Annotated in this window: 31 protein-coding genes and 1 riboswitch; of the genes, 12 read left to right on the top strand and 19 right to left on the bottom strand. The window is 38.1% G+C overall.

Annotation, left to right across the window (positions count from 1 at the left end; genetic code table 11):
* The first annotated feature begins 76 nt into the window (after positions 1 to 76).
* Complete coding sequence (locus tag M3225_RS23590; protein WP_251398366.1) at positions 77 to 301, top strand: hypothetical protein; 225 nt, start codon at positions 77 to 79, stop codon at positions 299 to 301.
* Positions 302 to 334: 33 nt separating this feature from the next.
* Here the strand turns inward: M3225_RS23590 and mutY are convergent, their stop codons facing one another.
* On the bottom strand, positions 335 to 1,429 hold the full coding sequence (gene mutY / locus M3225_RS23585) for an A/G-specific adenine glycosylase (protein WP_251398363.1): 1,095 nt from the start codon (positions 1,427 to 1,429) through the stop codon (positions 335 to 337).
* 239 nt (positions 1,430 to 1,668) lie between these two features.
* Here mutY and M3225_RS23580 point away from each other — a divergent pair, with 239 nt between their 5' ends.
* Complete coding sequence (locus tag M3225_RS23580) at positions 1,669 to 2,649, top strand: metal-dependent hydrolase (RefSeq protein ID WP_285885986.1); 981 nt, start codon at positions 1,669 to 1,671, stop codon at positions 2,647 to 2,649.
* A gap of 63 nt (positions 2,650 to 2,712) precedes the next feature.
* Here the strand turns inward: M3225_RS23580 and M3225_RS23575 are convergent, their stop codons facing one another.
* Positions 2,713 to 2,982 carry a YfhJ family protein gene (locus M3225_RS23575; protein ID WP_013055156.1) on the bottom strand — a complete coding sequence of 90 codons (270 nt, stop codon included), beginning with the start codon at positions 2,980 to 2,982 and terminating at the stop codon, positions 2,713 to 2,715.
* A 135-nt stretch (positions 2,983 to 3,117) separates the two neighbouring features.
* Between M3225_RS23575 and M3225_RS23570 the strand changes: the two genes are divergently transcribed.
* Positions 3,118 to 3,273, top strand: coding sequence for a small, acid-soluble spore protein K (locus M3225_RS23570; protein WP_251398357.1), 156 nt, complete (start codon positions 3,118 to 3,120; stop codon positions 3,271 to 3,273).
* A gap of 79 nt (positions 3,274 to 3,352) precedes the next feature.
* Here M3225_RS23570 and M3225_RS23565 read toward each other — a convergent pair whose 3' ends face one another.
* Positions 3,353 to 3,667 (bottom strand): YfhH family protein, encoded by a 315-nt coding sequence (locus tag M3225_RS23565; protein WP_129705912.1) that lies wholly within the window; start codon positions 3,665 to 3,667, stop codon positions 3,353 to 3,355.
* An 82-nt stretch (positions 3,668 to 3,749) separates the two neighbouring features.
* Between M3225_RS23565 and M3225_RS23560 the strand changes: the two genes are divergently transcribed.
* Positions 3,750 to 4,403 carry an SDR family NAD(P)-dependent oxidoreductase gene (locus M3225_RS23560; protein WP_251398355.1) on the top strand — a complete coding sequence of 218 codons (654 nt, stop codon included), beginning with the start codon at positions 3,750 to 3,752 and terminating at the stop codon, positions 4,401 to 4,403.
* A gap of 28 nt (positions 4,404 to 4,431) precedes the next feature.
* Here M3225_RS23560 and recX read toward each other — a convergent pair whose 3' ends face one another.
* Positions 4,432 to 5,241: a recombination regulator RecX gene (gene recX / locus M3225_RS23555; RefSeq protein WP_251398353.1), complete on the bottom strand. Its 810-nt coding sequence runs from the start codon at positions 5,239 to 5,241 to the stop codon at positions 4,432 to 4,434.
* A gap of 97 nt (positions 5,242 to 5,338) precedes the next feature.
* On the opposite strand from recX, the gene M3225_RS23550 reads away from it, so the two are divergent.
* From M3225_RS23550 to M3225_RS23535, 4 genes are all read left to right on the top strand, one after another.
* Positions 5,339 to 6,241: a TIGR01777 family oxidoreductase gene (locus tag M3225_RS23550; protein WP_251398350.1), complete on the top strand. Its 903-nt coding sequence runs from the start codon at positions 5,339 to 5,341 to the stop codon at positions 6,239 to 6,241.
* A 61-nt stretch (positions 6,242 to 6,302) separates the two neighbouring features.
* Positions 6,303 to 7,430, top strand: a complete 1,128-nt coding sequence (locus tag M3225_RS23545; protein WP_251398347.1) for an amidohydrolase — start codon at positions 6,303 to 6,305, stop codon at positions 7,428 to 7,430.
* Between the two features lie 255 nt (positions 7,431 to 7,685).
* Complete coding sequence (locus M3225_RS23540) at positions 7,686 to 8,246, top strand: GNAT family N-acetyltransferase (RefSeq protein ID WP_251398344.1); 561 nt, start codon at positions 7,686 to 7,688, stop codon at positions 8,244 to 8,246.
* A 101-nt stretch (positions 8,247 to 8,347) separates the two neighbouring features.
* Positions 8,348 to 8,464, top strand: a complete 117-nt coding sequence (locus tag M3225_RS23535) for a YfhE family protein (protein ID WP_013055148.1) — start codon at positions 8,348 to 8,350, stop codon at positions 8,462 to 8,464.
* A 423-nt stretch (positions 8,465 to 8,887) separates the two neighbouring features.
* Here the strand turns inward: M3225_RS23535 and M3225_RS23530 are convergent, their stop codons facing one another.
* The 6 genes from M3225_RS23530 to M3225_RS23505 form a co-directional block, all read right to left on the bottom strand.
* A complete protein-coding gene (locus M3225_RS23530) occupies positions 8,888 to 11,029 on the bottom strand; it encodes a PAS domain-containing sensor histidine kinase (RefSeq protein WP_251398341.1) in 2,142 nt (713 codons plus the stop codon).
* Between the two features lie 332 nt (positions 11,030 to 11,361).
* Positions 11,362 to 12,714 (bottom strand): amino acid permease, encoded by a 1,353-nt coding sequence (locus M3225_RS23525; protein ID WP_251398338.1) that lies wholly within the window; start codon positions 12,712 to 12,714, stop codon positions 11,362 to 11,364.
* 158 nt (positions 12,715 to 12,872) lie between these two features.
* A riboswitch (glycine riboswitch) is annotated at positions 12,873 to 12,953 on the bottom strand.
* A 266-nt stretch (positions 12,954 to 13,219) separates the two neighbouring features.
* On the bottom strand, positions 13,220 to 14,605 hold the full coding sequence (gene rlmD / locus M3225_RS23520) for a 23S rRNA (uracil(1939)-C(5))-methyltransferase RlmD (protein WP_251398335.1): 1,386 nt from the start codon (positions 14,603 to 14,605) through the stop codon (positions 13,220 to 13,222).
* A gap of 162 nt (positions 14,606 to 14,767) precedes the next feature.
* Positions 14,768 to 15,577, bottom strand: coding sequence for a delta-lactam-biosynthetic de-N-acetylase (gene pdaA, locus M3225_RS23515; protein WP_251398332.1), 810 nt, complete (start codon positions 15,575 to 15,577; stop codon positions 14,768 to 14,770).
* Positions 15,578 to 15,671: 94 nt separating this feature from the next.
* Positions 15,672 to 17,213 (bottom strand): fumarate hydratase, encoded by a 1,542-nt coding sequence (locus M3225_RS23510; RefSeq protein WP_285885941.1) that lies wholly within the window; start codon positions 17,211 to 17,213, stop codon positions 15,672 to 15,674.
* Positions 17,214 to 17,376: 163 nt separating this feature from the next.
* Complete coding sequence (locus M3225_RS23505; protein ID WP_251398329.1) at positions 17,377 to 17,562, bottom strand: SE1561 family protein; 186 nt, start codon at positions 17,560 to 17,562, stop codon at positions 17,377 to 17,379.
* A 203-nt stretch (positions 17,563 to 17,765) separates the two neighbouring features.
* On the opposite strand from M3225_RS23505, the gene yfkAB reads away from it, so the two are divergent.
* Positions 17,766 to 18,884 carry a radical SAM/CxCxxxxC motif protein YfkAB gene (gene yfkAB / locus M3225_RS23500; RefSeq protein ID WP_251398326.1) on the top strand — a complete coding sequence of 373 codons (1,119 nt, stop codon included), beginning with the start codon at positions 17,766 to 17,768 and terminating at the stop codon, positions 18,882 to 18,884.
* 34 nt (positions 18,885 to 18,918) lie between these two features.
* Here the strand turns inward: yfkAB and M3225_RS23495 are convergent, their stop codons facing one another.
* The 3 genes from M3225_RS23495 to cax all read right to left on the bottom strand — a co-directional run bounded on the left by M3225_RS23495 (position 18,919) and on the right by cax (position 21,216).
* A complete protein-coding gene (locus M3225_RS23495; RefSeq protein ID WP_251398323.1) occupies positions 18,919 to 19,719 on the bottom strand; it encodes a YfkD famly protein in 801 nt (266 codons plus the stop codon).
* Between the two features lie 188 nt (positions 19,720 to 19,907).
* Positions 19,908 to 20,042, bottom strand: coding sequence for a hypothetical protein (locus M3225_RS29690; RefSeq protein WP_285885940.1), 135 nt, complete (start codon positions 20,040 to 20,042; stop codon positions 19,908 to 19,910).
* A 118-nt stretch (positions 20,043 to 20,160) separates the two neighbouring features.
* Positions 20,161 to 21,216, bottom strand: a complete 1,056-nt coding sequence (cax, locus tag M3225_RS23490) for a calcium/proton exchanger (RefSeq protein WP_251398320.1) — start codon at positions 21,214 to 21,216, stop codon at positions 20,161 to 20,163.
* 200 nt (positions 21,217 to 21,416) lie between these two features.
* On the opposite strand from cax, the gene M3225_RS23485 reads away from it, so the two are divergent.
* Positions 21,417 to 21,830 (top strand): pyridoxamine 5'-phosphate oxidase family protein, encoded by a 414-nt coding sequence (locus M3225_RS23485; protein ID WP_251398316.1) that lies wholly within the window; start codon positions 21,417 to 21,419, stop codon positions 21,828 to 21,830.
* A 19-nt stretch (positions 21,831 to 21,849) separates the two neighbouring features.
* On the opposite strand, the gene M3225_RS23480 is transcribed toward M3225_RS23485, so the two are convergent.
* The 4 genes from M3225_RS23480 to M3225_RS23470 form a co-directional block, all read right to left on the bottom strand.
* The gene (locus M3225_RS23480; RefSeq protein ID WP_251398313.1) at positions 21,850 to 22,233 is read right to left on the bottom strand and encodes an OsmC family protein; all 384 of its coding nucleotides are present in this window, start codon (positions 22,231 to 22,233) and stop codon (positions 21,850 to 21,852) included.
* 70 nt (positions 22,234 to 22,303) lie between these two features.
* Positions 22,304 to 22,438: a hypothetical protein gene (locus M3225_RS29685; protein ID WP_285885380.1), complete on the bottom strand. Its 135-nt coding sequence runs from the start codon at positions 22,436 to 22,438 to the stop codon at positions 22,304 to 22,306.
* Positions 22,439 to 22,586: 148 nt separating this feature from the next.
* A complete protein-coding gene (locus tag M3225_RS23475) occupies positions 22,587 to 23,075 on the bottom strand; it encodes a phenolic acid decarboxylase (RefSeq protein WP_251398296.1) in 489 nt (162 codons plus the stop codon).
* 25 nt (positions 23,076 to 23,100) lie between these two features.
* Positions 23,101 to 23,556: a DUF3237 domain-containing protein gene (locus M3225_RS23470; protein WP_251398294.1), complete on the bottom strand. Its 456-nt coding sequence runs from the start codon at positions 23,554 to 23,556 to the stop codon at positions 23,101 to 23,103.
* A 181-nt stretch (positions 23,557 to 23,737) separates the two neighbouring features.
* On the opposite strand from M3225_RS23470, the gene M3225_RS23465 reads away from it, so the two are divergent.
* On the top strand, positions 23,738 to 24,922 hold the full coding sequence (locus M3225_RS23465) for an MFS transporter (RefSeq protein WP_251398291.1): 1,185 nt from the start codon (positions 23,738 to 23,740) through the stop codon (positions 24,920 to 24,922).
* A gap of 15 nt (positions 24,923 to 24,937) precedes the next feature.
* On the opposite strand, the gene M3225_RS23460 is transcribed toward M3225_RS23465, so the two are convergent.
* Together M3225_RS23460 and M3225_RS23455 are read right to left on the bottom strand one after the other, a co-directional pair.
* Positions 24,938 to 25,864, bottom strand: a complete 927-nt coding sequence (locus M3225_RS23460; RefSeq protein ID WP_251398288.1) for a cation diffusion facilitator family transporter — start codon at positions 25,862 to 25,864, stop codon at positions 24,938 to 24,940.
* A gap of 14 nt (positions 25,865 to 25,878) precedes the next feature.
* The gene (locus M3225_RS23455; protein ID WP_251398285.1) at positions 25,879 to 26,196 is read right to left on the bottom strand and encodes an ArsR/SmtB family transcription factor; all 318 of its coding nucleotides are present in this window, start codon (positions 26,194 to 26,196) and stop codon (positions 25,879 to 25,881) included.
* Between the two features lie 208 nt (positions 26,197 to 26,404).
* Here M3225_RS23455 and M3225_RS23450 point away from each other — a divergent pair, with 208 nt between their 5' ends.
* Positions 26,405 to 26,554: a BH0509 family protein gene (locus tag M3225_RS23450; RefSeq protein WP_013055132.1), complete on the top strand. Its 150-nt coding sequence runs from the start codon at positions 26,405 to 26,407 to the stop codon at positions 26,552 to 26,554.
* The last annotated feature ends 155 nt before the right edge of the window (positions 26,555 to 26,709 follow it).

Genomic DNA, 26,709 nt, shown 5'->3' with positions numbered 1-26,709 from the left:
ACTGATTTTATCGCATAAGAAACAAGTAATATAGGGAAAATAGATAAAACTTGATGAAATGAACGAGGTGAATAGAATGTATGTAGGTAGAGACATGACGGCTCTTTCAATGATTTCTAAAAGCGAGTGGAAAGACAGCGAGCTTGCGTTTTTCCATCACTCTTTACAGCAAATGACGCCGTATTTAAATGCTGAAGGACAAAGTATTCATCAGCAAATTATTAAAGAAATTGAAGGACGCGGCGGGTTACAGCGCCATGAAGCAGATTATACACACGGCACGCATGTATCATATGATTAAATAAAAGAAGCGCGGAGTTTATCCACGCTTCTTTTATTTAACAAGTAAATATTCTTTTAAGATTTTTTGATGGGAAACAGGAAATGCATATTGTTCTAACTCTTTTTCAGAAACCACTTTCAAATTTTTTAATGCACTGATATCACTTACAAGCTCTGCTTCATATACTGTGATGTTCCAGACGATATGAGAAAACACATGCTGAATTGTCGTAAACGGTGCATGGATTTTAATATCAGCTCCGTACTCATTTTGAATAAATGCCTGAAGCTGCTGATGATCTGGCGCTATACTAAGATCTACTTCTATATTTGGAAATTCCCATAGGTTAGCTAAAAGTCCTTTGCTTGGACGTTTATGAATCAGATAATTTCCTTCCTCGTCTTTAATCACCGCTGCAGCAAGCTGAAGAGCACGCGGCGCTTTTTTCTTTGATTTAACAGGAAGCTCATTCTGCACTCCTTCTTCAAACGCGCGGCAGTATTCGCGAACTGGACATAACAAACAGGAAGGAGAAGTTGGTGTACAGACAATGGCACCAAGTTCCATCATGCCTTGATTGAAATAGGAAGGATTATCTTTTGAAATAATTTCATGCACGATATCTTCAAACAGCTTTCTTGTTTTCGGTTTTGCAATATCATCCCAAACGGATAAAATGCGCGATAGCACACGCATGACATTTCCATCTACAGCAGGCTGCGGCACTCCGTAGGCAATACTTAAAATGGCTCCTGTTGTATAGGGACCTACTCCTTTTAATTTAGAGATTTCTGCTGGCGTATTTGGAACTTCTCCCCCGTATTGTTCGTGAACTTCTCGAACGGCAGTTTGTAAATTACGGGCACGGGAATAATAGCCTAACCCTTCCCACGCTTTTAAAACATCGTCTTCATTCGCATAAGCTAAGTCTTTGATAGTGGGAAATTTGCTAATAAAATTATTAAAATACGGAATGACCGTATCTACTCTCGTTTGTTGAAGCATAATTTCAGATACCCAAACTTTATAAGGGTCCTGATCTTGACGCCAAGGTAAAATGCGCTGTTCCTGCTCAAACCAAGAGATTAGGTCATCTTGAAATGCTCGAATATCGAAATTTTGTACAATATCTTTACTTTGTTTCACGTCATAGCCTCCGAGGTATTAACTATACATATACAATGTGTTGCTTTTTGAATCTTAGTAACTTTATGATAACCTTATAACAACTACAAATATGAATAGTAAAATGAATTGTTCAAATAATGAATAAAAACAGCTAATTTGCTGCGTTAGTAATAAAGCGAGATTTTTCGCCCTAAATCAAGCTTCCATGCTGAATTAGGATAATCTAAGATCGTCATTTTACAAAGGAGGAGTTCGCTCTGGATACTGGTACACACATTGCAATGGGAATCGCTCTAGGCGGCCTTGCAACATTAGACCCCACTGTATCTGCGAATACAGCCACATTGGATGCTGTAATGATTGGCGTAATGGCCGGGTCATTAGCACCTGATTTAGACACTGTTTTAAAGCTGCGAAACAATGCACAGTATATCCGCAATCACCGTGGAATTACACATTCTATCCCAGCCGTTATTTTATGGCCTTTGCTTATCGTGCTCATTCTTTCGCTTCTGCTGCCAGGAGCTAACTTACTGCATCTATGGATGTGGACCTTTGCAGGCGTCATTATTCACGTTTTTGTTGATATCTTTAACGCTTATGGCACGCAGGCTTTACGGCCTTTTACAAATAAATGGATTGCGCTTGGCGTAATCAACACGTTTGATTACGTGATTTTCTCAGCTCACGTACTTGCGATTCTAATCTGGTTTGTTGGAGCAGAGCCGGGACCAACATTCATTACGCTGTATGTGTTATTGGCGTTTTACTATGGATTGCGCTTTTATATGCGCCACCAAATCGCCAAGAAGCTTCGAAAACAGTTTCCTGATGTCATCAAGCTCAATATCTCTCCTACGCTGCGTTTCACTCACTGGCATTTAGCTGTGACGACCGAAAAGTATTTTCATGTAGGAAGAGCAATCGGAGAAGAAATTTTTATTTATGATACGTTTGATAAAGTTCCAATCCCCGAATCAGCCGTAATTGAAGTAGCGAAAAAAGATGAAAATTTATCTGCTTTTCTTTCATTTTCACCTATTTATAGATGGGAGCTGGACGAATATAACGACCACATTGAAGTGCGCTTTATTGATTTACGCTACCGCAGCAAGGACTACTATCCATTTGTAGCCGTAGTCCAGCTTGATTACAATTTAAATATCATTTGTTCGTACACAGGTTGGATTTTCAGTGAGAAAAAATTGCGTAAAAAGCTTGATTATCTCCCGCACTAATCATAACAAGAACAAATATGAAACCCAAAAACGAACCGTCTGCTCAAGACGGTTCGTTTTTATTTAATGTTTTAAATAGTCATCGTTATTTAATAAATGCTGATATTTAGGGTTTTTAACCGCGATTTCATGAAGTTTGTCACCGTAGCTGTTGATATACATCGTAACAACCTTTTCCGTCGCTTCTTTACCTTTATAATCATATCCGGCTTTTGCGTAAGATGACTCAAAATCTTCCCAGAAAAGTTCAACCCACGTGCGCGCTTGAGCGTATGAGAGCGAACTGTTTTTATTTAATAGCTGATTCGTTAATCTTTCAAATATATCGTTCATAAGAACACCTCGATTACCAAAATTCTTTATGAGTATGTTTGCACTTTTAACTTACACTATAAATGCGGAGTTATTCACTCCCTCATGTACTATATCATAACCGCAACGCTTTCTGTTGTAAAAGGAGAGGTATCGATGCGCAATAAAGCAAAAGATTTTCCAAACCAACATGGTAATAAGTTTGAGGGCGAACCTCGAGCAAAAGCTGAGTACGCTTCAAAACGTGCAAATGGAACAATTAACACGCACCCTCAAGAACGTATGCATGCTTCTAATGAGCGCGAAGAATAACCGCTTGCTCTATGTTTAAAAATAGAGTGAATATAGAAATCAAACAAGCAGCACTACTTCGTGCTGCTTGTTCGTCCCTTTATTTTTTCAACATGGAAATAGGTAATGCCTCTTCTTTTTGCGGTGCACCAAGCCTAAACCCCCATGCAAAAACTCCGTTCATATAATCAATTTTAAAATACGAACCCGGATCTCCTTGAATTTCATATACTTCCCCTGCTTTAAACGTTTCGGGATCCAATAAATACGATCTAGCCATTGTTACTTTTCTTTCTAATACTGCATACTCATTGACCATGCCAAGCTGTTCAGCTTTTCGTGCTTTTTCTTGAAGAGACCCAATTTCTTGTTGAAGTTCATACGTCGTCATATCGCTGTAACGTTTTTCAGACATGCTGTTTTCCCCCTTGTTTGCTTTCATTTTATTATAACAAAAGGTATAACTAAAGGGAGACTATGAAAAGGGAGTTTTGGGAATGAAAACAGTGCTAATCACAGGCGGTGCGACGGGTCTTGGAAAAGAACTCGCAAAACTTTACGCAAAAGACTACAACGTCATTCTAGCTGGACGTAATCAACAGAAATTAAATGAGGCGCAGCATGAGCTAGGAGATAACGTATATACGATGCCTGTAGATATTACAAAGTACGAAGAAGTAGGAAAATCTGTAGAAAAACTGCTGATGCAGCATTCAGTAGATATCCTCATCAATAATGCAGGCATTGGGCATTTTGGTCCGTTGACGGATTATACAAAACAAGCTATCGATGAAGTCATCGATACAAATGTAAAAGGAACTATTTTTTTAACACAAGCGCTTATGCCTCATCTCTTGACGAGACCTGAACCTAAAGTTATGAATATCATTTCAACTGCAGGACTTCGCGGGAAAGCTAATGAAAGCGTCTATGTGGCAAGTAAATTTGGCGTAAGGGGATTTACAGAAAGTTTAAAAGTGGAGTATCAAGATACCAACCTTCATATGATTGCAGCTTATATGGGCGGCATGAATACTCCTTTTTGGGATCACAACAACCATATTAAAGATAAAAGCCGATTGCGCTCAGCTTTAGAAATTGCTGAGATTATTTATAAACAGCAGAATGACTCAGAAGATATTTTGTTTTAAAAAAGAACCGTCCATTTTCACGGACGGTTTATTCCTCTTCCATAGAAGCTAAAAATGATTCAATTTGGTCAATAGAGAACCCTTTTCTATAAAGAGCCTGCTTCATTTTTTGCTGATACTCCCAGCCTTCATATTTTGAAAAACGACGATGAGCTTTCATCCCTTGATATTGCAGAGCTTCCCAAACCTCATCACTTTCTTTTTCTGTGTCCGTGCGCTGAAACGCTTCTTGAATAATAGAAAAAGAATAGCCCTTCACTGCCAATGCTTGTTCCATTTTTTGTTTCATCATCACTTGAGATAATTTCTTGTATTTCCCTTTTAACTTTTCAATTAATTTCACAGCAGTTTGAATTTGCTGTTCTTCAGGGTATTCACATAAACTAAGGGTAATAATGGAGTCAGAAATCCCCTTTTCTTTTAATTCTCTTTGAATCACATTTGGTCCTTTTGGTGTCGTATTCATCTGAGTTAACACAAATGCTTTCGCAAACTCTTCATCATTTAAATAACGGTGGCTCACTAATTTCTGAATAACTTGTTGAATAATAGTAGAGTTAATTTCTTTTTTCTTTAAATAATCATGTACCTCTTTTTCAGAGCGCATTCGATAAGATAAGTAAGTGATCGCTAAATTATAAGCTTTTTTCTCATCATCTGCGTACTGAATTTCCGTTAATTCAAACTCATCAAGCTCACGACCTTTTTTTAAGCCGTATTTGATGAGGACATTTTCGTCAACACCAAAGCCAAACTCTTCACCTTTACCGTAATCTAAATACACATTATAACGTTCACCGCTATTCTTTTGCGTTGTGATCTTTGTGACAACAGGCATTCACCTTCACCTCATATTTCTTATTAAATTGATGGCTGAAGAACCGCCAATCGTATCATACACATTTTTATTTATCTCAATAAAGGAGGAAGTTCATATGAAAATTGTTATTGCTGGAGGAACTGGATTCGTAGGTAAAGCTTTAACAAAACATTTCTTAACACAAAAACATTATGTATATATTTTAACACGCAATGCAGATAAAGCCGCAAGAGATCCGAAACTTAAATATGTAGAGTGGATGCAAGAAAATAGCCAACCTGAAGAGCAAATAGAAGGAGCAGACGTTTTTATCAATTTAGCTGGCGTTTCACTTAACAGCGGCCGCTGGACGGACGAGCGCAAAAAAGCTATCGTGGAAAGTCGCCTTTCTTCTACTCAAGAAATCCTTCGCATTATGGCTGCCTTACCCGAAAAACCATCCCTTTACGTAAATGCAAGCGCTGTTGGTTATTACGGGACATCAACTAAAAAAACGTTCACAGAAGCTTCTCCATCCATCGGTACAGACTTTTTAGCTAAAACGGTAAAAAAGTGGGAAAACGAAGCGCTAAAAGCTATGGAACTCAATATTCGTACTGTCTTAACAAGATTCGGCGTTATATTAGGTAAAGATGGCGGCGCACTTCTTTCTACTGCCCTTCCTTATAAATTATTTGCAGGAGGAACAGTCGGTTCCGGAGAGCAGTGGATGTCTTGGGTGCATCTTCAAGACGTCGTCAAAATTATTGATTATTGTATTCATACCGAACAAATAGAGGGACCTGTTAATGTAACTGCCCCAAATCCCGTTCAAATGAAAGAGTTTGGAAAGACGATTGGAAAAGTATTGAATCGCCCTCACTGGATGCCCGTACCTAGCTTTGGCCTTCAGCTGCTGATGGGAGAAATGAGCATGATTATTTTAAAAGGACAGCGCGTTTTACCTGAAAAATTGATTCAACAGAATTACATTTTTACATATACTGTATTAGAAGATGCCTTGCGAGATTTGCTCTAGTTATTCTTTGTTGTTTCCCTAAAACAGGTGACTAAGCTGCCGATAGATAGGAGTATCCTTTATGAAAACCATTCTCTTGAAAAATGCAACGCTCTATCCTATTACGTCAAAACCTATTTATAATAGTGATGTGCTCATTCAAGGTGGAAAAATTGTTTTAATTGGACCAAACTTGCAGCCTCCTCTTCAAGTAGAAGTCATTGACTGCAAACAGCGTTATTTATTCCCTGGATTTATTGATGTTCATACACATCTAGGATTATATGATGAAGGAACCGGCTGGGCCGGGAATGATGCTAACGAAACAATCGAGCCTATGACTCCCCATATCCGAGCTTTTGACAGTGTACATCCTTTAGATCCTGGGTTTAAAGATGCCATTGAAGCGGGTATTACGTCTGTACACATTATGCCGGGAAGTGCAAATGTGATTGGAGGTACAACATCCGTTATTAAAACAGCCGGAACAAGTATTTCTCAAATGTTGATTCAAGAGACAGCTGGACTTAAGATTGCGCTAGGAGAAAATCCAAAACGAATTCACAGCCATGGCAATAAAGAATCAATTACACGAATGGGTATTATGGGCATGCTGAGAGAAGCCTTTTATCATGCAAAAAGCAATGACAATAAAGATGATTTGCGAATCAAACCGCTCATTCAAGCCCTGAATAGAGCGATTCCAGTTCGAATTCATGCTCACCGAGCCGATGACATTCTATCAGCTCTGCGCTTAGCAGATGAATTTCATTTAGACGTTCGTATTGAACACTGTACAGAAGGCCATTTAATTGCTAAAGAGCTGGGTGGAAGAAATTTAAAAGTAAGCGTGGGACCAACTTTAACACGCCGCTCAAAAGTTGAATTGAAGAATAAAACGTGGAAAACCTATCAAGCTCTCTGCAATGAAGGAGTAGAAGTTTCCATTACAACAGACCACCCTTATACACCCATTCAGTACTTAAATATTTGTGCATCCATTGCCGTACGTGAAGGATTCGAAGAGCAAAAAGCATTGGAAGGCATCACGATTGCTGCTGCTCGGAATCTCCGTATCGATCATCGAATCGGCAGTATCGAAGCAGGAAAAGACGCTGATTTAGTGCTATGGAGCCATCATCCCTTTCACTACTTAGCAAAGCCCATTTTCACCATGATAGATGGTAAAATATTATTTAAAAAAAATTAACATTTTACCTATTTTCTTTTTTAATTTTTTTTAGTATGATACGTTTAGAAGCATGTGAATTTCACAAAAGCATAAACATCACACGTTGACTTTTTATGTTTGTTGACTTGTAATGGGAAGGCAAATGGTGCGCCACCAGGTAACTGGTTCTAGTGGGTTCGATTCCCACCCCGAAATTTTTTTAATTATTAAAAAATTTCGAGGGTGGGGACTTGATTGGAGTCTGTATATACCCTCGATCAGGAGGGAAAAGTTATGTTAAAAAAACGTGACCTAAATGACTGTCAATCTCTATACGAACTCATGGTACATCCTGATGTCTTCCCTTTTGTTCGTCATAAAGCCCATTCCTATGAAGAATTCTTATTTGTGACTAAACAAACGATGGAAGCAGAAGAACATGGAGAAATTATTTCTCGCACGATTTTAGATGAATGGGGTAATCCTATCGGCACCATTAATTTATTTGATGTACAGGACCAAGCTGGTTTTTTAGGCACTTGGCTTGGCAAACCGTTTCATGGAAAAGGATATAATCAAATTGCAAAAGAAGCGTTCTTTAATGAACTGTTCTTTGAGTTAAATATAGAGCGAATTTTTATGCGAATTCGCAAAATCAATATTAGGTCTATTAAGGCTGCAGAAAAACTGCCTTATGCAGTACTTGCGAATGAAACGCACAAAGCTTTATACGATGAAATTAATCAACATGAAGTCATATATGATTTATACGAAATTCCAAAAGACTTGTATACATTATACTACTTGCGTCACGAACAAGACGTTCAAGAAGATCATCAGCTTAAAGAAGCGTAAGAGTCTCTCCGTTACACGGAGAGCTTTTTTTATGATTAAAAACGAGAGGTTCTGGAAAAAATAAGTAGCATGATCGAAAAACGTTAATTGGAGGTTTTTTTATGTCTGAAAAGAAACGAAAAGAAAACGCAAAAAATACGTTAAGTAGCGCTCAAGAAATCTATTACGGCCGCGAGTTTAAAAAAGCAGACCGTGCAGGCGGCTACACGAAAAAATAAGTGAGGCAAAACATCTCTATCCAACGCTTGATCATACCAACGTCCTTTCTGTACAGTGTGTATCGGAAGGACGTTTTATATTATGTAAAAATAATAACACGAAGATTTTATGCGTATGATTTAAGTTTTTTTAATACTCTAATATATCCACAAAGTTTACCCACAATTATGTGGATAATGTGAATAACTTTATTGAATATGTATATTACCGCTTTCATAACTTGAAATGACAGTGGGTAGTTTTTATGTAAATTTTCTGAAAAAATGTGAATAGTGTGGATAAAGTTGTGAATATCCTATATAATTCAGCAGTTAACTTCTTGTTAACTTGTGGATATCTCCTTTAGCAATTTCATTTGTTTTAGTAATATCAAGGCTTTTGATATATTATAAGTATAATAATAAAAAGTAGGGGAAGTTCCCCTACTTTTTTATGATTGGAAACAATATATCCACACTTGTTCCTTGATTTAACTGACTAGAAAATGTCATCTGCGCATGGTGAGCTTTAATAATCCGATAGCTGACCATCAGCCCTAAGCCTGTACCTTTTTCTTTTGTACTATAAAAAGGCTCGCCTATCTTCGCTAACCGTTCAGGAGGAATACCTTGTCCTTCATCAGCAAGCTGCAGCCAAAGGTGGTTTTCTTTTGCTTTAATAGTAATATGAATATCCCCTCCTTCAGGCATTGCTTCGATAGAGTTTTTAATAATATTAATAAATACTTGTTTTAACTGATTTTTATCTCCATACACCTGTGGTAAATGGTCGTCCCTTTCAAATATGAAAGCTACCTTTTTTTCTACTGCTTCAGGTTCAAGAAGTGAGCACACTTCTTGAACAAGCGCTTGCATATTCAAAGGTTCAACATTCATGACCTGAGGTTTTCCTAACATCAAAAATTCTTCTACAATTCCATTCATTCGTTGTAATTCAGTTTCCATGATATCTATATACAAAGCATCTTTGGGATGTTGTTCTTTTAATAAGTGAACAAAACCTTTTAAAGAGGTCAAAGGATTTTTGATTTCATGAGCCACTCCAGCTGCAAGTTCTCCTACAACGGCAAGCTTCTCAGAAGTTCTAAGCTTCTCTTCTGCTTTTTTACGCTCCGTAATATCCGTCGATACGCACAGCATTTGAATCACTTCCTGTTTTTTATTCACAATAGGAAGTTTTGCTGTTTCGACCCAGCGCCAGTTTCCTTTCGAATCTTTAAACTGTTCTTCTAATACCATCCCTTTTTGCGTACAATTTGAAAACGCCCCTTTATATAAAAGGTCTGATTGAAGGTTGAACTGATATTTATCAATTGATTGTCCAATCAAGTCATCAGATTTTTCACCTAGCAGCAACGCAAAAGATTCATTAACGAGAATGAACTCCCTTTTTTGATTGATAGCATAAATATAGCTTGGATTAATGTCAATGACTTGTCTTAAAAACGTTTTTTGTTCCTGCAGCTGATTTTCTTTTTGCTGTAAATTTGCTTTAGAATGGCATATATAGCTAATCATTTCATTAAACTGTTTAGATAAAATACCGATTTCGCCCCGCTCAATTTCTCGTTCCGGAATTTTTTGATTAAAATTCCCGCGCGCTACTTGTTCCGCCAATTCATATAGTTTACGAATAGGATTCACAATTTCCCTTGCATATAACGCAGTAAAAAAAGAAAGCAGTAAAATTGTAATACCTGAAACGGTCCAAAGCGTTTTTTCAAACATTTTATAAGGCCTGTAAATTTCTTCAACGGGTAATTCAGCAATAATTCCCCAATCCAAAACAGGAATATATTCGAAAGACGCAAAGAAATACTTACCTTCGGTGTTCACAACGCGCTGATATCCTGATTTATGATTCATCGTTTCCTGGACGATTTCATTTCCCCTGGCATTTTCACCGATTCTCTGTTTCTCAGGGTGAGAAATAATTCTACCATTGCGGTCTACAATAAACGTATAGCCGTTCTCTCCTATATCGAACGTTCGAAAAATGGATTGAAAGCTTTTATTTTCTTCAATGCGCAGCGCTAAATTTATGACCTTTTTTACATTTTGCTGCCCATCCAAAATAGGAATCGCCATCACCACAATGTAATGCTTTGTATCTGCTGAAACGACATCGCTTAAATATATTTTTTTGGTTCGCAGCGCTTCTTGAAAATATTTTCTTTTACTTAAGTTCACATGTTTCATACTCTTTAAATCATTCGGGTAATAATGCTCAACATACCCTTTTGTATTAAAAATGGTTCCGCTATCGATATACGGTGAAATATTGACTATTTTCTGCAGTTCTTTGTCTATCTCTTGTTCATCATCCGATAAAAAAATAGGATCTCGCTGTACCTCGTCGCCCAGGCTCCAAATATCTTTAATGACGACGTTAATTTGCTCTTTCATTCTCTTGACGGTTTTATCAGTTACCTGTCGATATTGATCTTGAGAAATATTAGGCAGCATAACTCTTGAAACAATAAACATTAGCGTCAGTACGGTACAAATAAGAAGCACATTAATCGTGAAGATTTTCCAAAACGTATGAGATTTAAACCATTTCATGTTTGTTCACCTTAATCTAATGAAGTCTACCTCCATTGTACTGCAAAATGAAAACTTTTCCATATAAATGACGGAATTCCACCTTTAGACACAGAAGAATAGCATTTTGTTCTACATTGCTATAAGAAAACTATGAGCTTTATCACTGTGTTTTCTGTTAGAACAATTTCTTTAGGGTTCTTATATAACCTTTGCTTCCTGCATTTTCTTCATGCAGTAGAAATCAATTATTTATCCTCCAATAAAAAGACCCCATCACGGAATGATGAGGTCACAAGTTTACTATTTCTTTTATTAAAAAACAGGTTCATTTACTGCTGATTTTCTTGCCTTTAAAGATTTATTTTCTTTCTCCTTCTAGTCCAGTAAAAACCAAATAAGAGAATAAACCAAACAGGCGTCAACAATAAGGATGGACGCGTAGCATCAGAAAACATCATAATAACAAGAATCACTGCAAACAACGCTAGCACAACATAGTTTATAAAGGGTGTTAATGGTGCTTTGAATGTTGATGTTGCATGCAGTTGCGGGCGCGTTTTTTTATATCTTAGATGGCAAATCAGAATGAGACTCCACACCCAAATAAAACAAATAGCGCTAATGGTTGTTACAATGCCAAAAGCTTGGTCTGGTATAAGTTTGCTTAACAGAGCTCCCGCTGAAATGACCAGCGTAGATACAAACAATCCATTACTTGGTACGTGATTTTTGTTCAGTTTTGCAAACTTAGATGGCCCTTGGTCATTTTTACTTAAATTATATAAGATACGGCTTGTTGAAAACATCCCGCTATTACAAGCAGAAGCGGCTGAAGTTAATACAACAAAATTAATAATTCCAGCAGCAAGTGGAATTCCGACTAAACTAAACGTTTTAACAAACGGGCTTTCCGCTGCATTTAATTCCATCCACGGGTTAATAAATAAGAGAACGATAAGCGCTCCAACATAGAAAAATAAGATTCTCAGCGGGATTTTATTAATGGCCGATGGAATATTTTTTTCTGGATTTGATGTTTCTGCTGCCGATACCCCTACTAATTCAACCCCTACATATGCAAAGACAACCATTTGGAATGAAAGTAGGAAACCTGAAACTCCATTTGGAAACAGTCCTCCATGATTCCAAAGATTTTGAACAGTAACGGATCCTGCATCTGTTTTAAATCCCATTACCAGCAAAATAACCCCAATAACAATTAACACAAGAATCGTAATAACCTTTATTAAAGCAAACCAAAACTCTAATTCTCCAAATAATTTTACGGTTAATAAGTTAAGCCCTAATAAAATGATTACACAAATAAGTGCAGGAATCCACTGAGGGATATCGAACCAATATTTTACATATACACCAACTGCAATCACATCAGCCATAGCGGTCATGATCCAACAAAACCAGTAGGTCCATCCCGTTACAAATGAAGCCCACGGTCCAAGATACTCTTCAGCAATATCTGTTAACGATTGATAACCTGCTTTAGACAGCAGCAGTTCTCCTAGCGCTCTCATCACAAAGAAAAGCGCAATACCAACAATTAAATAAGCAAAGATGATAGAGGGACCTGCAAGCTGTATTGCTTTACCAGAACCTAAAAATAACCCCGTACCAATGGTTCCCCCAATCGCGATTAGCTGAACATGACGATTGGATAAATCCCTCTTTAATTCTCGTTGTTCCAACTCTAACTCCTCCTAACAATAAAACCTTTGATGCAATCGTGCGGACTACAAATAAAGTCCAATAAAAAAAGAGATTGGATGCGCTCCAATCTCATGGTCATAAGAATAACAAATATTATAGTATATGCTAACAATTATTAACATGCCAAATAAATATCCGGTACTCTTCTGTCCTTTTGCCTGAGATTGTGAACCCTTCGGCGTCGCGAAACTCTCGCGATCTCTCCAGAAGCTGCTCCTGCTATAGTGTGATCCATAGCAATCATAGCTTTCTACGTATTAAATTTTTCGATCAATATAATGACTGTCGAATAGTTGTTTATTCTAATACCAGTCGCATGCTTTGTCAACAGGAAAGATCAGTTTCATTTATTTTCCTTTTTCAAAAGAAGGGAATAAAATGTATTCAATCATAAAAACCTTATTCCTTTACTTGTGATAAGGCTCACCCTACCCCAAGCAAAAAAGAGCAGAAACCCAGCCCTGCCCTCCACTTCTCACCTATTCACTTCTTCAACGTCAAACTCACCACATTCTCCACATGCGCTGTATGAGGAAACATATCCACAGGCTGAATGTAATCAACATTATAAGCCTTCGACAGCTGTTGCACATCTTTCGCTAATGTGGATGGATTACAAGAAACGTAAACCACTTTCTTTGGCTTCACTTGTAAAATTGTTTTTAGAAGCTTATCATCACAACCTGTTCGCGGTGGGTCAACGACGATAACGTCTGGCTTCCAGCCTTCTTTTACCCACTGCGGCATCCATTTTTCAGCCGGACCCGTTACATATGTGGCATGTTCGAACCCATGATCTTTAGCATTTTTTCGCGCATCTACAATGGATTCTTCAATCGTGTCCATTCCGCGAATTTCTTTGGCATCTTTAGCAAGCCATAAGCCAATTGTACCTACTCCGCAATAGGCATCTACAATTTTTTCATTGCCTGTTAGCGCAGCTGCTTTTTTTACTTCGTCATATAGCTTCACTGTTTGAAGAGGATTCAACTGGAAAAATGCACGTGCTGAAAGTTCGAACGAGATATCTCCTAACGTTTCTTGGATCACCGACTTTCCAGCGAGTGTAAACGTTTCGTCTCCAAAAATAAGCGATGTTTTTTGACCATTTACGTTTTGTACGAGCGATTTCACTTCCGGTAGACGACGCTGAATTTCTTTAATCAGCAGCTCTTTTTTCGGAATTTCTTGTTTAGCCGTAATCAGGACAATTTGCACTTCACCCGTTTCAAATCCTACTCGAGATACGATGGTACGTACAATCCCACGGCGTTTGCGCTCATTGTAGATAGGAATTTGAAGATCTTGTAAAATTCGTTTTATTTCTTTTGTCACGTGATTCGTGGCTCCATGCTGAATAGGACAGTTTTCAATGTCAATCAGTCGATGAGAATTCAGTCCATACAAACCAGCGATGACTTTTTGTTTATCCACACCTACTTGAAACTGAGATTTATTACGATAGCCCCACGGATCTTCCATGCCAATTGTTTGGCGTGTTTTCGCTTCTACTTTTTTTAATGAACTGTGACGTTCGAACGCTTGCAGAACAATATCGCGCTTGGATTCTAACTGACCTTCATAGGATAAGTGCTGAAGCTGACAACCTCCGCACTGTTCATAAATAGGACAGGGTGCTTCTACGCGATGAGGGGATTTTTTACGAATTCGCTTAATCTTTCCTTCGGCAAACTTATGCTGAACATTTGTTGCTTCTACAACCACTTCTTCATTTGGTAATGCTCCCGGCACGAAGACGACTTGGCGCTTAAAATATCCTACGCCTTCTCCATTAATACCGAGTCTTTTTATAGTCAACGGAAATGTTTGTCCTTTTTGAACTTTCATTTCAGTTTTTGGTTTATTCATGAGACCAACTCCGATTAGTTTAAATTCTTTATATAGTTATTAACGGTCCTTAGCTGCTTAAAACCTATTAGACCGTATAGCTTTAAAAAAGACATCAACGCATATTATAACACTTCAACAGCAAAAAACCGACAGGAGAAACATTCCCGTCGGTTTTTATCTTTATTTCTTTTTAGAAGGACTTTTCTTTATTTGTTTGCGTTCGTTCATTAAATCATCAATACTTTTAAACCTATAGCCCTGCTTTTTTAAATCCACAATCGCTTTATCTAACGCATCCGCGTTATCCTTTGAAACGGTATGCAAAAGCATGATGGCACCTGGATGTATTTGAGCCATCATGTTGTCGTATGAGTAGCGCCAGCCTTTTTGTTCATTCACTTTCCAGTCAACAAAGGCAAGTGACCAAAATACATTCGTATAGCCCTCTTGCTTTGAAAGAGCTAGCGTTCGTTCGCTAAATACCCCTCTAGGTGAACGAAGATATTTCATTTCATCACGACCTGTAATGTGCTTGTATTCATCTTTTACTTTTTGTAATTCCTCTTTAAAACGTGCATCATCTACTTGAGTTAAGTCAGGGTGATGCCATGAATGATTCCCGACAATATGCCCTTCTTTTACCATTCGCTTAATCAGCTCAGGCTCTTCTTTTAAATAGTGTCCTGTTACAAAGAACGTCGCAGGAACCTTTCTTTTTTTGAGCACGTCTAATACCTGGGGTGTATAACCATTTTCATAACCGTTATCAAACGTTAAATAAATATTTTTTTCATTTGTATCTCCGAGGTAAAAAGCATCATACTTAGCAAGAATTTGTTCATAAGCTGTACCTGCGGATGCGGGCTTGTGATTTTTACTTTTTTGAAACCCCCAGCTGATAGGAGTGTTTGGATACATTTGTGCTTCAACAGATGCTATGCCTGTTGACATCACGAATAAAAAAACGAGAAAAAAGGTGAACCGGCGCATAAGAAGCTCCTTTCGGAAGTCATTTTACGCTTAGTATCCACTCAATTTTCTCGTTCATGAACGTTACTTTTTACCATACGTTCCGGACGTATGATTATTTAAATACCGGCTCTTTAAATTGCTCAAGCTTTTCGAATGAAGATTTGTCTACGTCTGCATGCAAGCTGTTTCCATGTGAATCCATCGTCACTACAGCTGTAAAACCTTCTACTTTTAGATGCCACATTGCTTCAGGAATACCGAACTGCATCAAATCGACGCCTTCTACGCTCTTAATGCAGTCAGCATAATACTGTGCAGCTCCGCCGATAGCATTTAAGTATACACCGCCGTGCTCTTGAAGAGCAGCAAGCGTTTTAGGACCCATACCGCCTTTACCAATAACCGCGCGGATACCAAATTTCTTCATAATATCCCCTTGGTAAGGTTCTTCACGAATACTTGTTGTTGGTCCTGCAGCGGTTACGTGCCATTTTTCATCTTCATCTTTTAACATAACCGGACCACAGTGATAAATGATTTGTCCATTTAAATCAATTGGCGCATCGTGATCTGTTAAATGCTTGTGAATGGCATCGCGTCCTGTATATATCATACCGTTGATGCGTACCACGTCGCCAACTTTTAATTCACGAATTTGTTCTTCTGTAATAGGTGCTTGTAATACAACTTCTCTTGTTTCATCTGCATTTTGTTTCTCTTCTGCGCCTGCATTTTTATTAAAATCTACTTCTTCGCCTTCTTGATACAGCCACTCTTGAACGCTTCCTGTATCGGCATTGATTTTAACGCCTAAACGGCGGTAAGCCCAGCAGTTATAAGCAACTGACACATAGAAGCTAGCAGGAATGCGGTGAATAACGCCGACTTTACAGCCAAGCAATGTCGTTTCTCCGCCAAATCCCATTGTACCAATTCCTAACTTATTGGCATTTTCCATTACATACTCTTCTAATTCTTTCAGCTGAGCGTTTGGATTTTCGTCATCTAAGTTTCGGAACAGCTGCTCTTTTGCTAATTCATAACCTGTTGTACGGTCGCCACCGATTCCAATACCAATGACGCCGGCACTACAGCCTTGACCCTGTGCTTGATACACAGAGTGCATCACACATTTACGAATGCCGTCTAAATCACGACCAGCTCTACCTAAACCTTCTACTTCACAAGGTAGGCTATACTGAATGTTTTTATTTTCACAGCCGCCGCCTTTTAAAATAAGACGCGCATCAATATAGTCATTTTCCCACTGTTCAAACTTAATAACCGGCGTGCCTCCGCCTAAATTATTACCGCTGTTTTCTCCAGTTAACGAATCTACGGAATTAGGGCGAAGCTTTCCGTGCTTTGTTGCTTCCTCAATTGCCCAATAAATCGCTTCTTTAATTTGAAGCTGATTCACTCCTACAGGGGTTTTAATTTTAAATGTTGGCATACCTGTATCTTGACAAATTGGCGATAAGTTATCGTCCGCCATCTTAATATTATTGGTAATGGTCGCTAAAGACATTGCTGCACGTGTTCCTGCATTTTCACGCGCTTTTGCCTTTGCAATAGCACGTCGAACGTCTTTTGGCAATTTTGTAGATGTTTCAACAATTAAATCGTACATGCTTTGTTTTAAAGCTTCAATCATCACTTAATTCCTCCCATATCCCGCTAATGTATGTATTTATCTATCTGTCGTACAACTTTCAAAATTTATTATACTCCTTCAAAAATTGTTTCGAAAGACCTTTATAGGAGGATTTCCACTTCAAGCAAAAAAGCGCTAGTTTTTCTAGCGCTTTTTCCTTTGTTCATTCTTTATCTTTTTTAAACTGTTCACATTTTGCTTCGAGGTCATCAATCATATTAATTAAACGGTCAATGTCTTCTAGGTCTGTGTTTTCAGGCTCCATTGAGTCTAATACGTGTACAAACATATTCAAACGATCTTTTAAATAACGTACTTGTGAATCTTTATCTCGAACGGCGTTTCCCATTTTAAACCCTCCTGATATAGCTTTTCATTCGTATTTCTTTATATCCTAACGAATACTTTCATATTTGACAACTAAAAGCAATAAAATCCATAATAGTCACTGGTGTCCGTTATGAATGAGACGTATAATTTAGTCTAGCAGGACGGACCGTGAGATGCTTTCATAATCATTTCACTTTACGGAAAAATAAAAGGAGTTTTTTTATGGCCACTTTACAACGAATTACCCCGGAGTTCGATCCGTGGGAAGCGTATTTAGATATGAAACAATATGGCAAACCGACGCTCACAAACGTTGAATTTACAACAACGACCCTTTGTAATATGCGGTGTGAGCACTGCGCAGTTGGATATACACTGCAGCCAAAAGACCCAAACGCACTTCCGCTTGATTTAATTTTAAAACGTCTCGATGAAATTCCAACTCTTCGGGCGTTAAGCATTACGGGGGGAGAGCCTATGATGTCTCTATCTTCTGTGAAAAATTATGTGGTGCCTTTATTAAAGTATGCACATGAACGAGGTGTCCGTACACAGATTAATTCAAATTTAACATTAGATCTTTCTCGTTACGAACAAATCATCCCTTATTTAGATGTTTTACATATTTCTCACAACTGGGGAACGATGGACGATTTTGTAGAAGCTGGCTTTGCAATGATGGAACGAAAGCCTACTTATGAGCAGCGCGCAAAATATTTCGACCGAATGATTGAAAACAGCCGCGCTCTTGTAAAAGCAGGTGTAACGGTATCAGCTGAAACGATGTTAAATAAACGTACACTTCCTCATATGAAAAAGATCCATCGTCAAATTGTTGATGAAATGCTTTGTCAGCGTCATGAAGTACACCCTATGTATCCAAGTGACTTTGCCAGCACCCTAGAAACATTATCTCTTCCTGAAATGCGTCAAGCTATTCATCACCTTCTTGATATTCGAGATGAAAATGTCTGGATGCTATTCGGCACGTTACCGTTTTATGCATGCACTAACAATGAGGAAGACTTAGCGCTCTTACAGCGCTTGTATAGCAGTAAAAATGTAACCGTTCGAAACGATCCAGACGGGCGCTCTCGCCTAAATGTAAATATCTTCGACGGAGATATTATCGTAACGGATTTCGGTGATACACCTCCTCTTGGCAACATTCAAGATACAAAACTTACAGACGCTTTTGATACGTGGCAACAAAGCACTATTTCTAAAGAACTTAGCTGTCATTGTTCAGCTGTGTCGTGTTTAGGACCTAATATTTTGGTGAAAAACAGCTATTATCGAGATACTGATTTTAGCAAACTTGAAGCGAACATTACAAAATAACAAAAAGAGATTCCATCGATGGAATCTCTTTTTGTTATCTCGGCTGATCGTAAGCACCAAAGCTTAAGGAGACATAATCTTGTACAGGAATCCATGCTCCAATTCCTTGAGACGTTACATTTCTCACTACAATTGAACGCTTGCTGCCTTTTACCGTTACATACACTTCTCCATACGTTACTTTTCCCTTTTCACTTACAGCAGGCGTGTACGCATACAGATAACCTACTTTTTTGGGAGCTACGTTATAGACCTGGTCTTTTTTCGTTCCGGCACCTACAAACGTTTGAAATGATAAAGTTAGCTTTGTTTTTTTAGCTGCTTCGATTAGCATCATTTGTTTAACATGATCAGGCTGAGGCACTTTTGCTGTTAATCCGCCTTTTACATGGCTTTGATTTTCTTGGCTGTACATCATTTTGTACTGAGTTTTTCCTGCTCTGTTATCATAATGATTTGTATTGATTCGCTGGTGCTGCCAGTTAACATTTGTTTCTGTTGATTCATAATTCAATGGCCACTGCCCTAAAAAAATGGTTGCTCTGAACCCAATTGCCCATGGAGTTTTAGAAATGTTTGATTCATTTAATATACGAATTAAATCAGGGTTTTCAATTTTTACATTTGATGTTTCAATGAGCTCTTTTGTGAACTCACTCGGCTGCAAGTATGGCGTATCTTGAGTAGCATTTGGATAGGTATTTTCTTTTGAAATATTTAAAGCTGAAGAAGGCACGTTGATGGTAGGCTGAGCTGTTTTAGCAATGGCGATCTTCGTTGAACATGAAAATGAAATAATGATGGTAAACACAAATAAAAGCAATTTACGTAACATCTAGAAACTCCTTTCAACATCGTTAATGAATGCAACCATAGTTTTTTCAAACATCTCCTGTTTTATCCTGAATAATAAAAGGGAAATTATTCCATTTACTTACACAAAAAGAAGAGATTAAGACATAACTAAATCAATCCAATCTAAAGACGAACAAATTGGATAAATGCGCTAGTATGGGTCACTTGTTACACCGCTGTTGATTTCCGTGCAAGACTTCGCTTTCCGCGGGCGGCCGATGAGCCTCCTCGTTGCTTACGCTCCTGCGGGGTCTCATCTATTTCGCTTCTCCCGCAGGAGTCTTCGCCTTGCTCTCCAATCAACAGCTAGAAGCAACTAAACACATGAAACCTATGTTCACCATAACCATAAAAAAATCCGAACGATTCATCGTTCGGATCTTCCTTCAACTAAAACACTTTTGTCCCAGCCTCTTCTTTTTTAAATAAGATAAAAACCAATTCCCATAATAATATAAGCCCCTAAAAGAGTTGCACCTTCGAACCAGTTTGTGTCTCCGTCATTAGAAATAGCAATCGTTAAAAATACGGCTGTTACCATCGCAATCAACTCAGGCCAAGTAAAAACAAGAGACATTTGGCTTTCGAACATCAGCGAAACTAACACCAATATCGGTGCTACAAACATCGCTACTTGTAAAGTCGATCCAACAGCAATTTCAACAGCTACACCCATGCGATTTTTAACGGCCATAATAATAGCCGAAGCATGCTCTGCCGCGTTTCCAACAATCGCTACAATGATGACCCCGATGAATAGCTCACTCCAGCCAAAGCTTTCTGATACAATTTCGATTGTGCTAACCAAGCTTTCAGACACATATGCTACAGCTAACGTAGACAAAAAGAGAACCGCAATCGCTTTCCACATTGACCACTCTGGCTCCTCATGTTCTTCTACGTCTTCACTTTTATGCTGATACACGCCTCGATGCGTTACCAGCTTAAAAAATAACGCCGCTAAGTACAAGATGATGAGAATAATGGAGATTCCGACACTTAGGGACATGGTCTTCGCTTCGTTCATCTCGCTGGCAAACACTTCAGGAATGACAAACGCAACAATAACGGCAAAGATCAATAATCCAGAATTGTGTCTTGCATCATAGACATTAAATTCTTGACGCTTAAATTTTAACCCCCCGATAAAGAATGAAAGACCGCCTACAAGAAGGAGATTTCCTAATACAGAACCAGTTAACGATGCAAGCACCACAGCTGTAAGACCTTCTTTTAAGGCAAAAATAGAAATAATTAATTCTACAGCGTTGCCAAACGTAGCATTTAATAGACCTCCTATTCGAGGGCCAGCTACAACAGCTAAGCTTTCTGTTGCTCTCCCCATAAAAGCTGCGAGGGCAATGATTGTTAAACAGTAAATAATAAACATAAGAACATCTGACCAGTGCATCATGTGCCCAATAACAGATAGCGGTACCCCAAGAATAACCGCTATAAGAAAAATCCGATTGATCATCGTTATGTACACCTACCTTATTCATTTTTTGACAACAAAATCAATCATATCAAATTAATGGAATTTGTATAGACTCACCGTCAATGTTAGTATTTTTAACCTATTTTTATAAATGATAAACCCCTAATTTATTTTTGATTAAGATATTTAAAAATTAGCCAAACTACCAAGGATAATGAGATAGGATGAGGAGTGAAAAAATGAGTAATGATGTAAAAAATCAAATTTTATCCGTACTGGATGACTATACAATAGGAACGTTAGCTACGATTCAAGATGGAAAACCTTATTCACGCTTTATGATGTTTTTTCATGAAGATCTTGTGCTCTACACCGCCACCAATAAAGACACCCATAAAGTTGAAGAACTAGAAAAAAACCCTTACGTTCATATTTTGTTAGGCTATGATGGGCAAGGTTGGAGTGATCCTTATGTAGAGGTAGAAGCCAAAGTAAATGTGGAAACAAACGAAGAGTTAAAAAAGAAATTTTGGAACGCAAAGTTAAAAGAGTGGATTAAAAGCCCGGATGACCCAAATTATTTGCTTCTTCAGCTGACTCCTGAACGCATGCGCTATTTTGATAAAGCCGGAAGCAAACCAAAAGAAATGTAAAAGTGGACATTGTCCACTTTTATTTTAATTCGAAGGTTTCTGTCACTTCGATACTGCCAGCAACCGATTGTAGCATCGAACAATTCTTTCGGGCTAGCTCAATCGATTTTTTAATTTTATCTAATGGAAGGTCTTCTCCTGTGATGATATAGTGCAAATGAATTTTTTCAATTCGCCCCGCTTTTTCATCATTGCGCATCATATCAGCCTGGATGCGTAAATCCGAAAAAGAGATTCTTTTTTTCTCTAGAATCTTTCTTAACACGCCTCCGCTGCAAACGGCAATGGACGATACCAATAGCTGATACGGACGAAAGCCATATTCTTCATCTCCGGCGATATGTAGCTCTCCATAAGGAAGATTTGTCGTAAACCCCGCCTCTTTTTTCATGTTAAATTCCATTTTCTTCACTCCTTCACTTCATTATAAACCGCTTTTTATATAAACAACTACTCTCAATATGGATCACTTGTTACACCGCTGTTGATTTCCGTGCAAGACTTCGCTTTCCGCGGGCGGCCGATGAGCCTCCTCGTCGCTTACGCTCCTGCGGGGTCTCACCTATTCCGCTTTTTCCACAGGAGTCTTCGCCTTGCCCTCCAATCAACAGCTAGAAGCAACTATATACATTAAACCTATGTTCATCGTCACCATAAAAAATCCGAACGAGTTTGATTCTTAGTCAAGAATCAAACTCGTTCGGATCTTCCTTCAACTAAAATACTTTTGTCCTAGCCTCTTTTTATGACTCCGTGTTAAATTAATTTTCCGGCGCGAATATCATCCGTCATTCCTTCGTAAGGTGCTTGAGCTACAGCTTCCTCATTGTTCGCTCCGACATTTTTGATAAACGTAATATCAGCAAATTCGGGCACAACGTATTTCGGATATGTTTCATATTTTTCACGAGATTCATGCATTAAATCAAGATGATCATTCTGGTAGCACACTGTAATCTCAGGATGTTCGTGTACCCATTTTGGAAAGAAAATAACGCCGTGCATGCGTTTTTCATCGGGCATAAAGTTCAAAGATACATCTGTTCCAGTCGGTTCAGTCCAAGATACTTTATATACATCTTCTGTTAATTTCACAATATCTACTTTTTGGTCACGAACCCATCGTCCTGCCACCATTCCACTATGAATACGGTAATCGATTGTATTTTCGTTTTTGATATAAATTTCATATTCCCATCCGTTTTCGTATGTGTAAATCATATGATTACCAATAAATTTTTCCATTTTTATATCGCTCCTTTGATTTGATTTATAAAACTTCGTATATGTCTAACACAACGCTGTCTGGGTGTCTCACAGCAGCTCCTAGAAAAATGCGGTCTTGTAACCACTTATACTTCGCACTTCCTGTTTCAAAGACAGGAATCGTACGAAAATAAACATGCTCTGGAGGTACAATTTCACCTTCAGCAGCCTGTTCTCTAAATTCTTCACTAACCTGACGTATTCCGTTGTTTTCAGTATAAATAAGTTCATCATCTTCTGTTTGAATCACATACCGGGCAGATAAATTGACGCGGCCATCTGAACGAATAATTTGAGAATCCGCTCCGCTTGGAAGGATTAAGCCTTTTATCTCTCCATCTGCAGTACCTGACTTAATAGGTATAAACTGTTTCTTTCCCAATCCTGTATGACCAATGACAATCGGTGTACCGACATTAATTGTGAATGTTGCTATTTTCTTAAGCACTGGTTCCATCATAACGATCACCTCTTAATTGTAAATAAAAACATGTAACTATTTACATGTTTTATTGTACTCCCCTTACATAAAGATGTCAAACGGACAGCACAGCACGTTTACATCCTTGTCAATAAAGCGTTTTCCTTGTACGATTAAACAGTTGGATTGACAAAATATAGATAAAAAGAGGTTGAATGCTATGAGTACTACTCATCAACAACGTTTTTGGATTTTAGTTAGCCTTGTCGCTATTTCTGGATTTAGCCAAGGCATGCTGCTGCCTTTAATCGCTATTATTTTTGAGAAAGACGGTCTTTCCTCTACTATAAACGGATTAAACGCGACTGGATTGTACCTGGGCATCTTATTTATTTCTCCTTTCATGGAAGCGCCGCTTCGTAGATACGGATATAAGCCAATTATCGCAGCAGGAGGACTTTTAGTTATCGTATCTTTAGCTTTGTTTCCTTTGTGGAAATCTGTTGTTTTTTGGTTTGTGCTTCGTTTATTTATTGGAATAGGAGATCACGCCCTGCACTTTGGAACTCAAACATGGATTACCTCGTCTTCACCTGCCGATAAACGAGGTCGAAATATTTCATTGTATGGGCTTTTTTTCGGTATTGGTTTTGCTGTTGGTCCTTTAATGACGCCGTTAATTGAGATTAACCTAGCGCTTCCTTTTATGATTTCTTCCGCTCTATGCCTCATAACCTGGGTATTTTTATTTTTGATAAAAAATGAATTTCCCCTACAAGAAGTTGAGGTTAATTCATTAAAAGAAACGGCTAAACGATTTTCTAAAGCGGCTAAATATGCTTGGATTGCTTTTTTACCGCCTTTTGGATATGGTTTTTTAGAATCCTCACTGAACGGAAGCTTTCCTGTATATGGTTTACGAATTGGTTTGCAAGTAGAGTTTATTTCACTCCTGCTGACTTCCTTTGCAGTTGGAGCTATTGTATTTCAGCTTCCTCTCGGAATACTGAGCGATAAATTCGGACGGAAATTGGTATTAGGATGGATTTTATCAATTGGAGCCGTCACGTTTTTCACAGCAAGTCTATTAGAAGAAACCGCTATTCCATTGATAGCATGTTTATTTATAGCGGGCATGGTTGTAGGTTCTACGTTTAGTTTAGGCATTAGCTATATGACAGATTTGATTCCTACTCGTTTACTGCCTACAGGCAATTTACTATGCGGCATTGCTTTTAGTATTGGAAGCCTTGCCGGTCCTTACATAGGCGGTACTTTTATTCAGTTCTTTCACCATGTCAGCTTTTTTAATATTATTAGCGGGATGCTTGGCCTTATTTTTATCGTTCTTTTTGTGTTCGGACAAAAAATGCCTATACAACAAAAAACAAGCGAGAACTTATAAGTTCTCGCTTGTTTTTTAGACTTTTAGCATTCGGTGTTGAAGAGCCGATTTTTCAATTTGAATCGTCGTATGCTCAATGCCGCAGTGATCGTGTACTAAATCAATGGCTTTTTGCAAAATCTGCTGACAATCTTTTTCATCTTCTACGCGCATATGACAGCTCAATGAGTCCAGTCCTGAAGTAATCGTCCAAATGTGTAAATCATGCACATCTTTGACTCCTTCAATGTTTTCAAGGAGGTTTTTTATTTCACTGTGCTCCACTCCTTCAGGAGAGCCTTCCATCAAAATATGAACACTATGAGCAAGCACTCCCCAAGCGCTTTTTAAAATTAATACAGACACAACTACAGAAATAATAGGATCAGCAATATACCATCCAAACAGCATCATAAGAAGTCCCGCTACAATAGCTCCAATGGATCCTAAAGCGTCTCCCAATACGTGTAAGTAAGCGCTGCGTAAATTTACATTTCCTTTTACATCGCCTTGTCTCATAAGTGACCATGCGCTGATTAAATTAGCGAGTAAACCAACAGTAGCAATCAGCATCATGCTGCCGCTTGCTACAGGCTGCGGCTCTAATACGCGTTGATAGGCTTCATATATGATAAATCCTGCTATTACAAACAGTGCTACTCCGTTAAAAAGAGCCGCTAATATTTCAAAACGATAATAACCATACGTTTTTTTAGCCGATGCAGCTCGGTTAGCAAACCATATCGCTACAAGGCTAAGAGCAAGTGAGCTTGTATCAGACAGCATGTGTCCGCTATCGGATAATAACGCTAAGCTATTTGTAAAAAGTCCTCCAACAAACTCAAGAACCATAATACCCGCTGTGATAATCAGTGCAATTAGCAGACCTTTTTGGTTACCTTCACGCTGTGTATCGAAATGGTGATGGTGACCATGATGGTGGTGATGATGATCATGACTCATGTAAACCCCTCCTTTTATTCGTTATGTGCGCATTCTACGTGCTGAATCACTTGATGCAAAATTCCAACCACGTGTTCATCATCATACGTATAGAAATACGTATTCCCTTCACGGCGATATTTTACCAAGCGCAAATGACGCAAGTGAGTTAACTGATGTGAAATAGCTGACTGCGAAACACCAAGTACTTCAACCATATGACCGACTGAACACTCTTCTTGAAATAACAAATAAAGAATTTTCATTCTCGTAGGATCTGAAATAGCTTTTAGTATTCTTGACGCGTCTTCTACTGTTTGAGGCGATAAAAACGAATGTTCATCTTTTTTCATAACATCTCTCCGTTCATTATATGCAAGTATATGAGCATATGTTCATATATAAATTGTAAAACATATTCTTCTATATAGTCAATTATTTACGTCTATCTAAATTTTTTTGCCTAATTTTAAAAAAAATCCACACAAAATACTTTTTCTGTTATATAATACAAATAAATATAATAAACTGTATTAAAACAGAAGGAGAGGAGAATAATAAATGAGCAGACAAGAACGTAAAAACATGATTACATTTATTGAAACAATGAAGGGGATTGACCGTGAAACCTTAATGTACATGACGGATGCTGATATCGAGCACATTTACACTTCCGCTTATAAATATTATGAAGAACATTTAGATATGTAGTACGGTTTTTACAGAATGCAGACGTCCAGCTGCATTCTGTTTTTATTTTTTAGGCATTAGTCGTTACCTCCTTGCTTGTTCCGTGCTATACTATACTAAATATCCCAATTTAAAAGACAATAACTGAAAAAATGTGCTGCTATCGCTGAGATGGC

This window comes from Priestia aryabhattai (assembly GCF_023715685.1).
Classification (GTDB): Bacteria; Bacillota; Bacilli; order Bacillales; family Bacillaceae_H; genus Priestia; species Priestia aryabhattai_B.
Note: the sequence above shows the minus strand (reverse complement) of the source record. Positions and strands in the feature narration are given on the sequence as shown.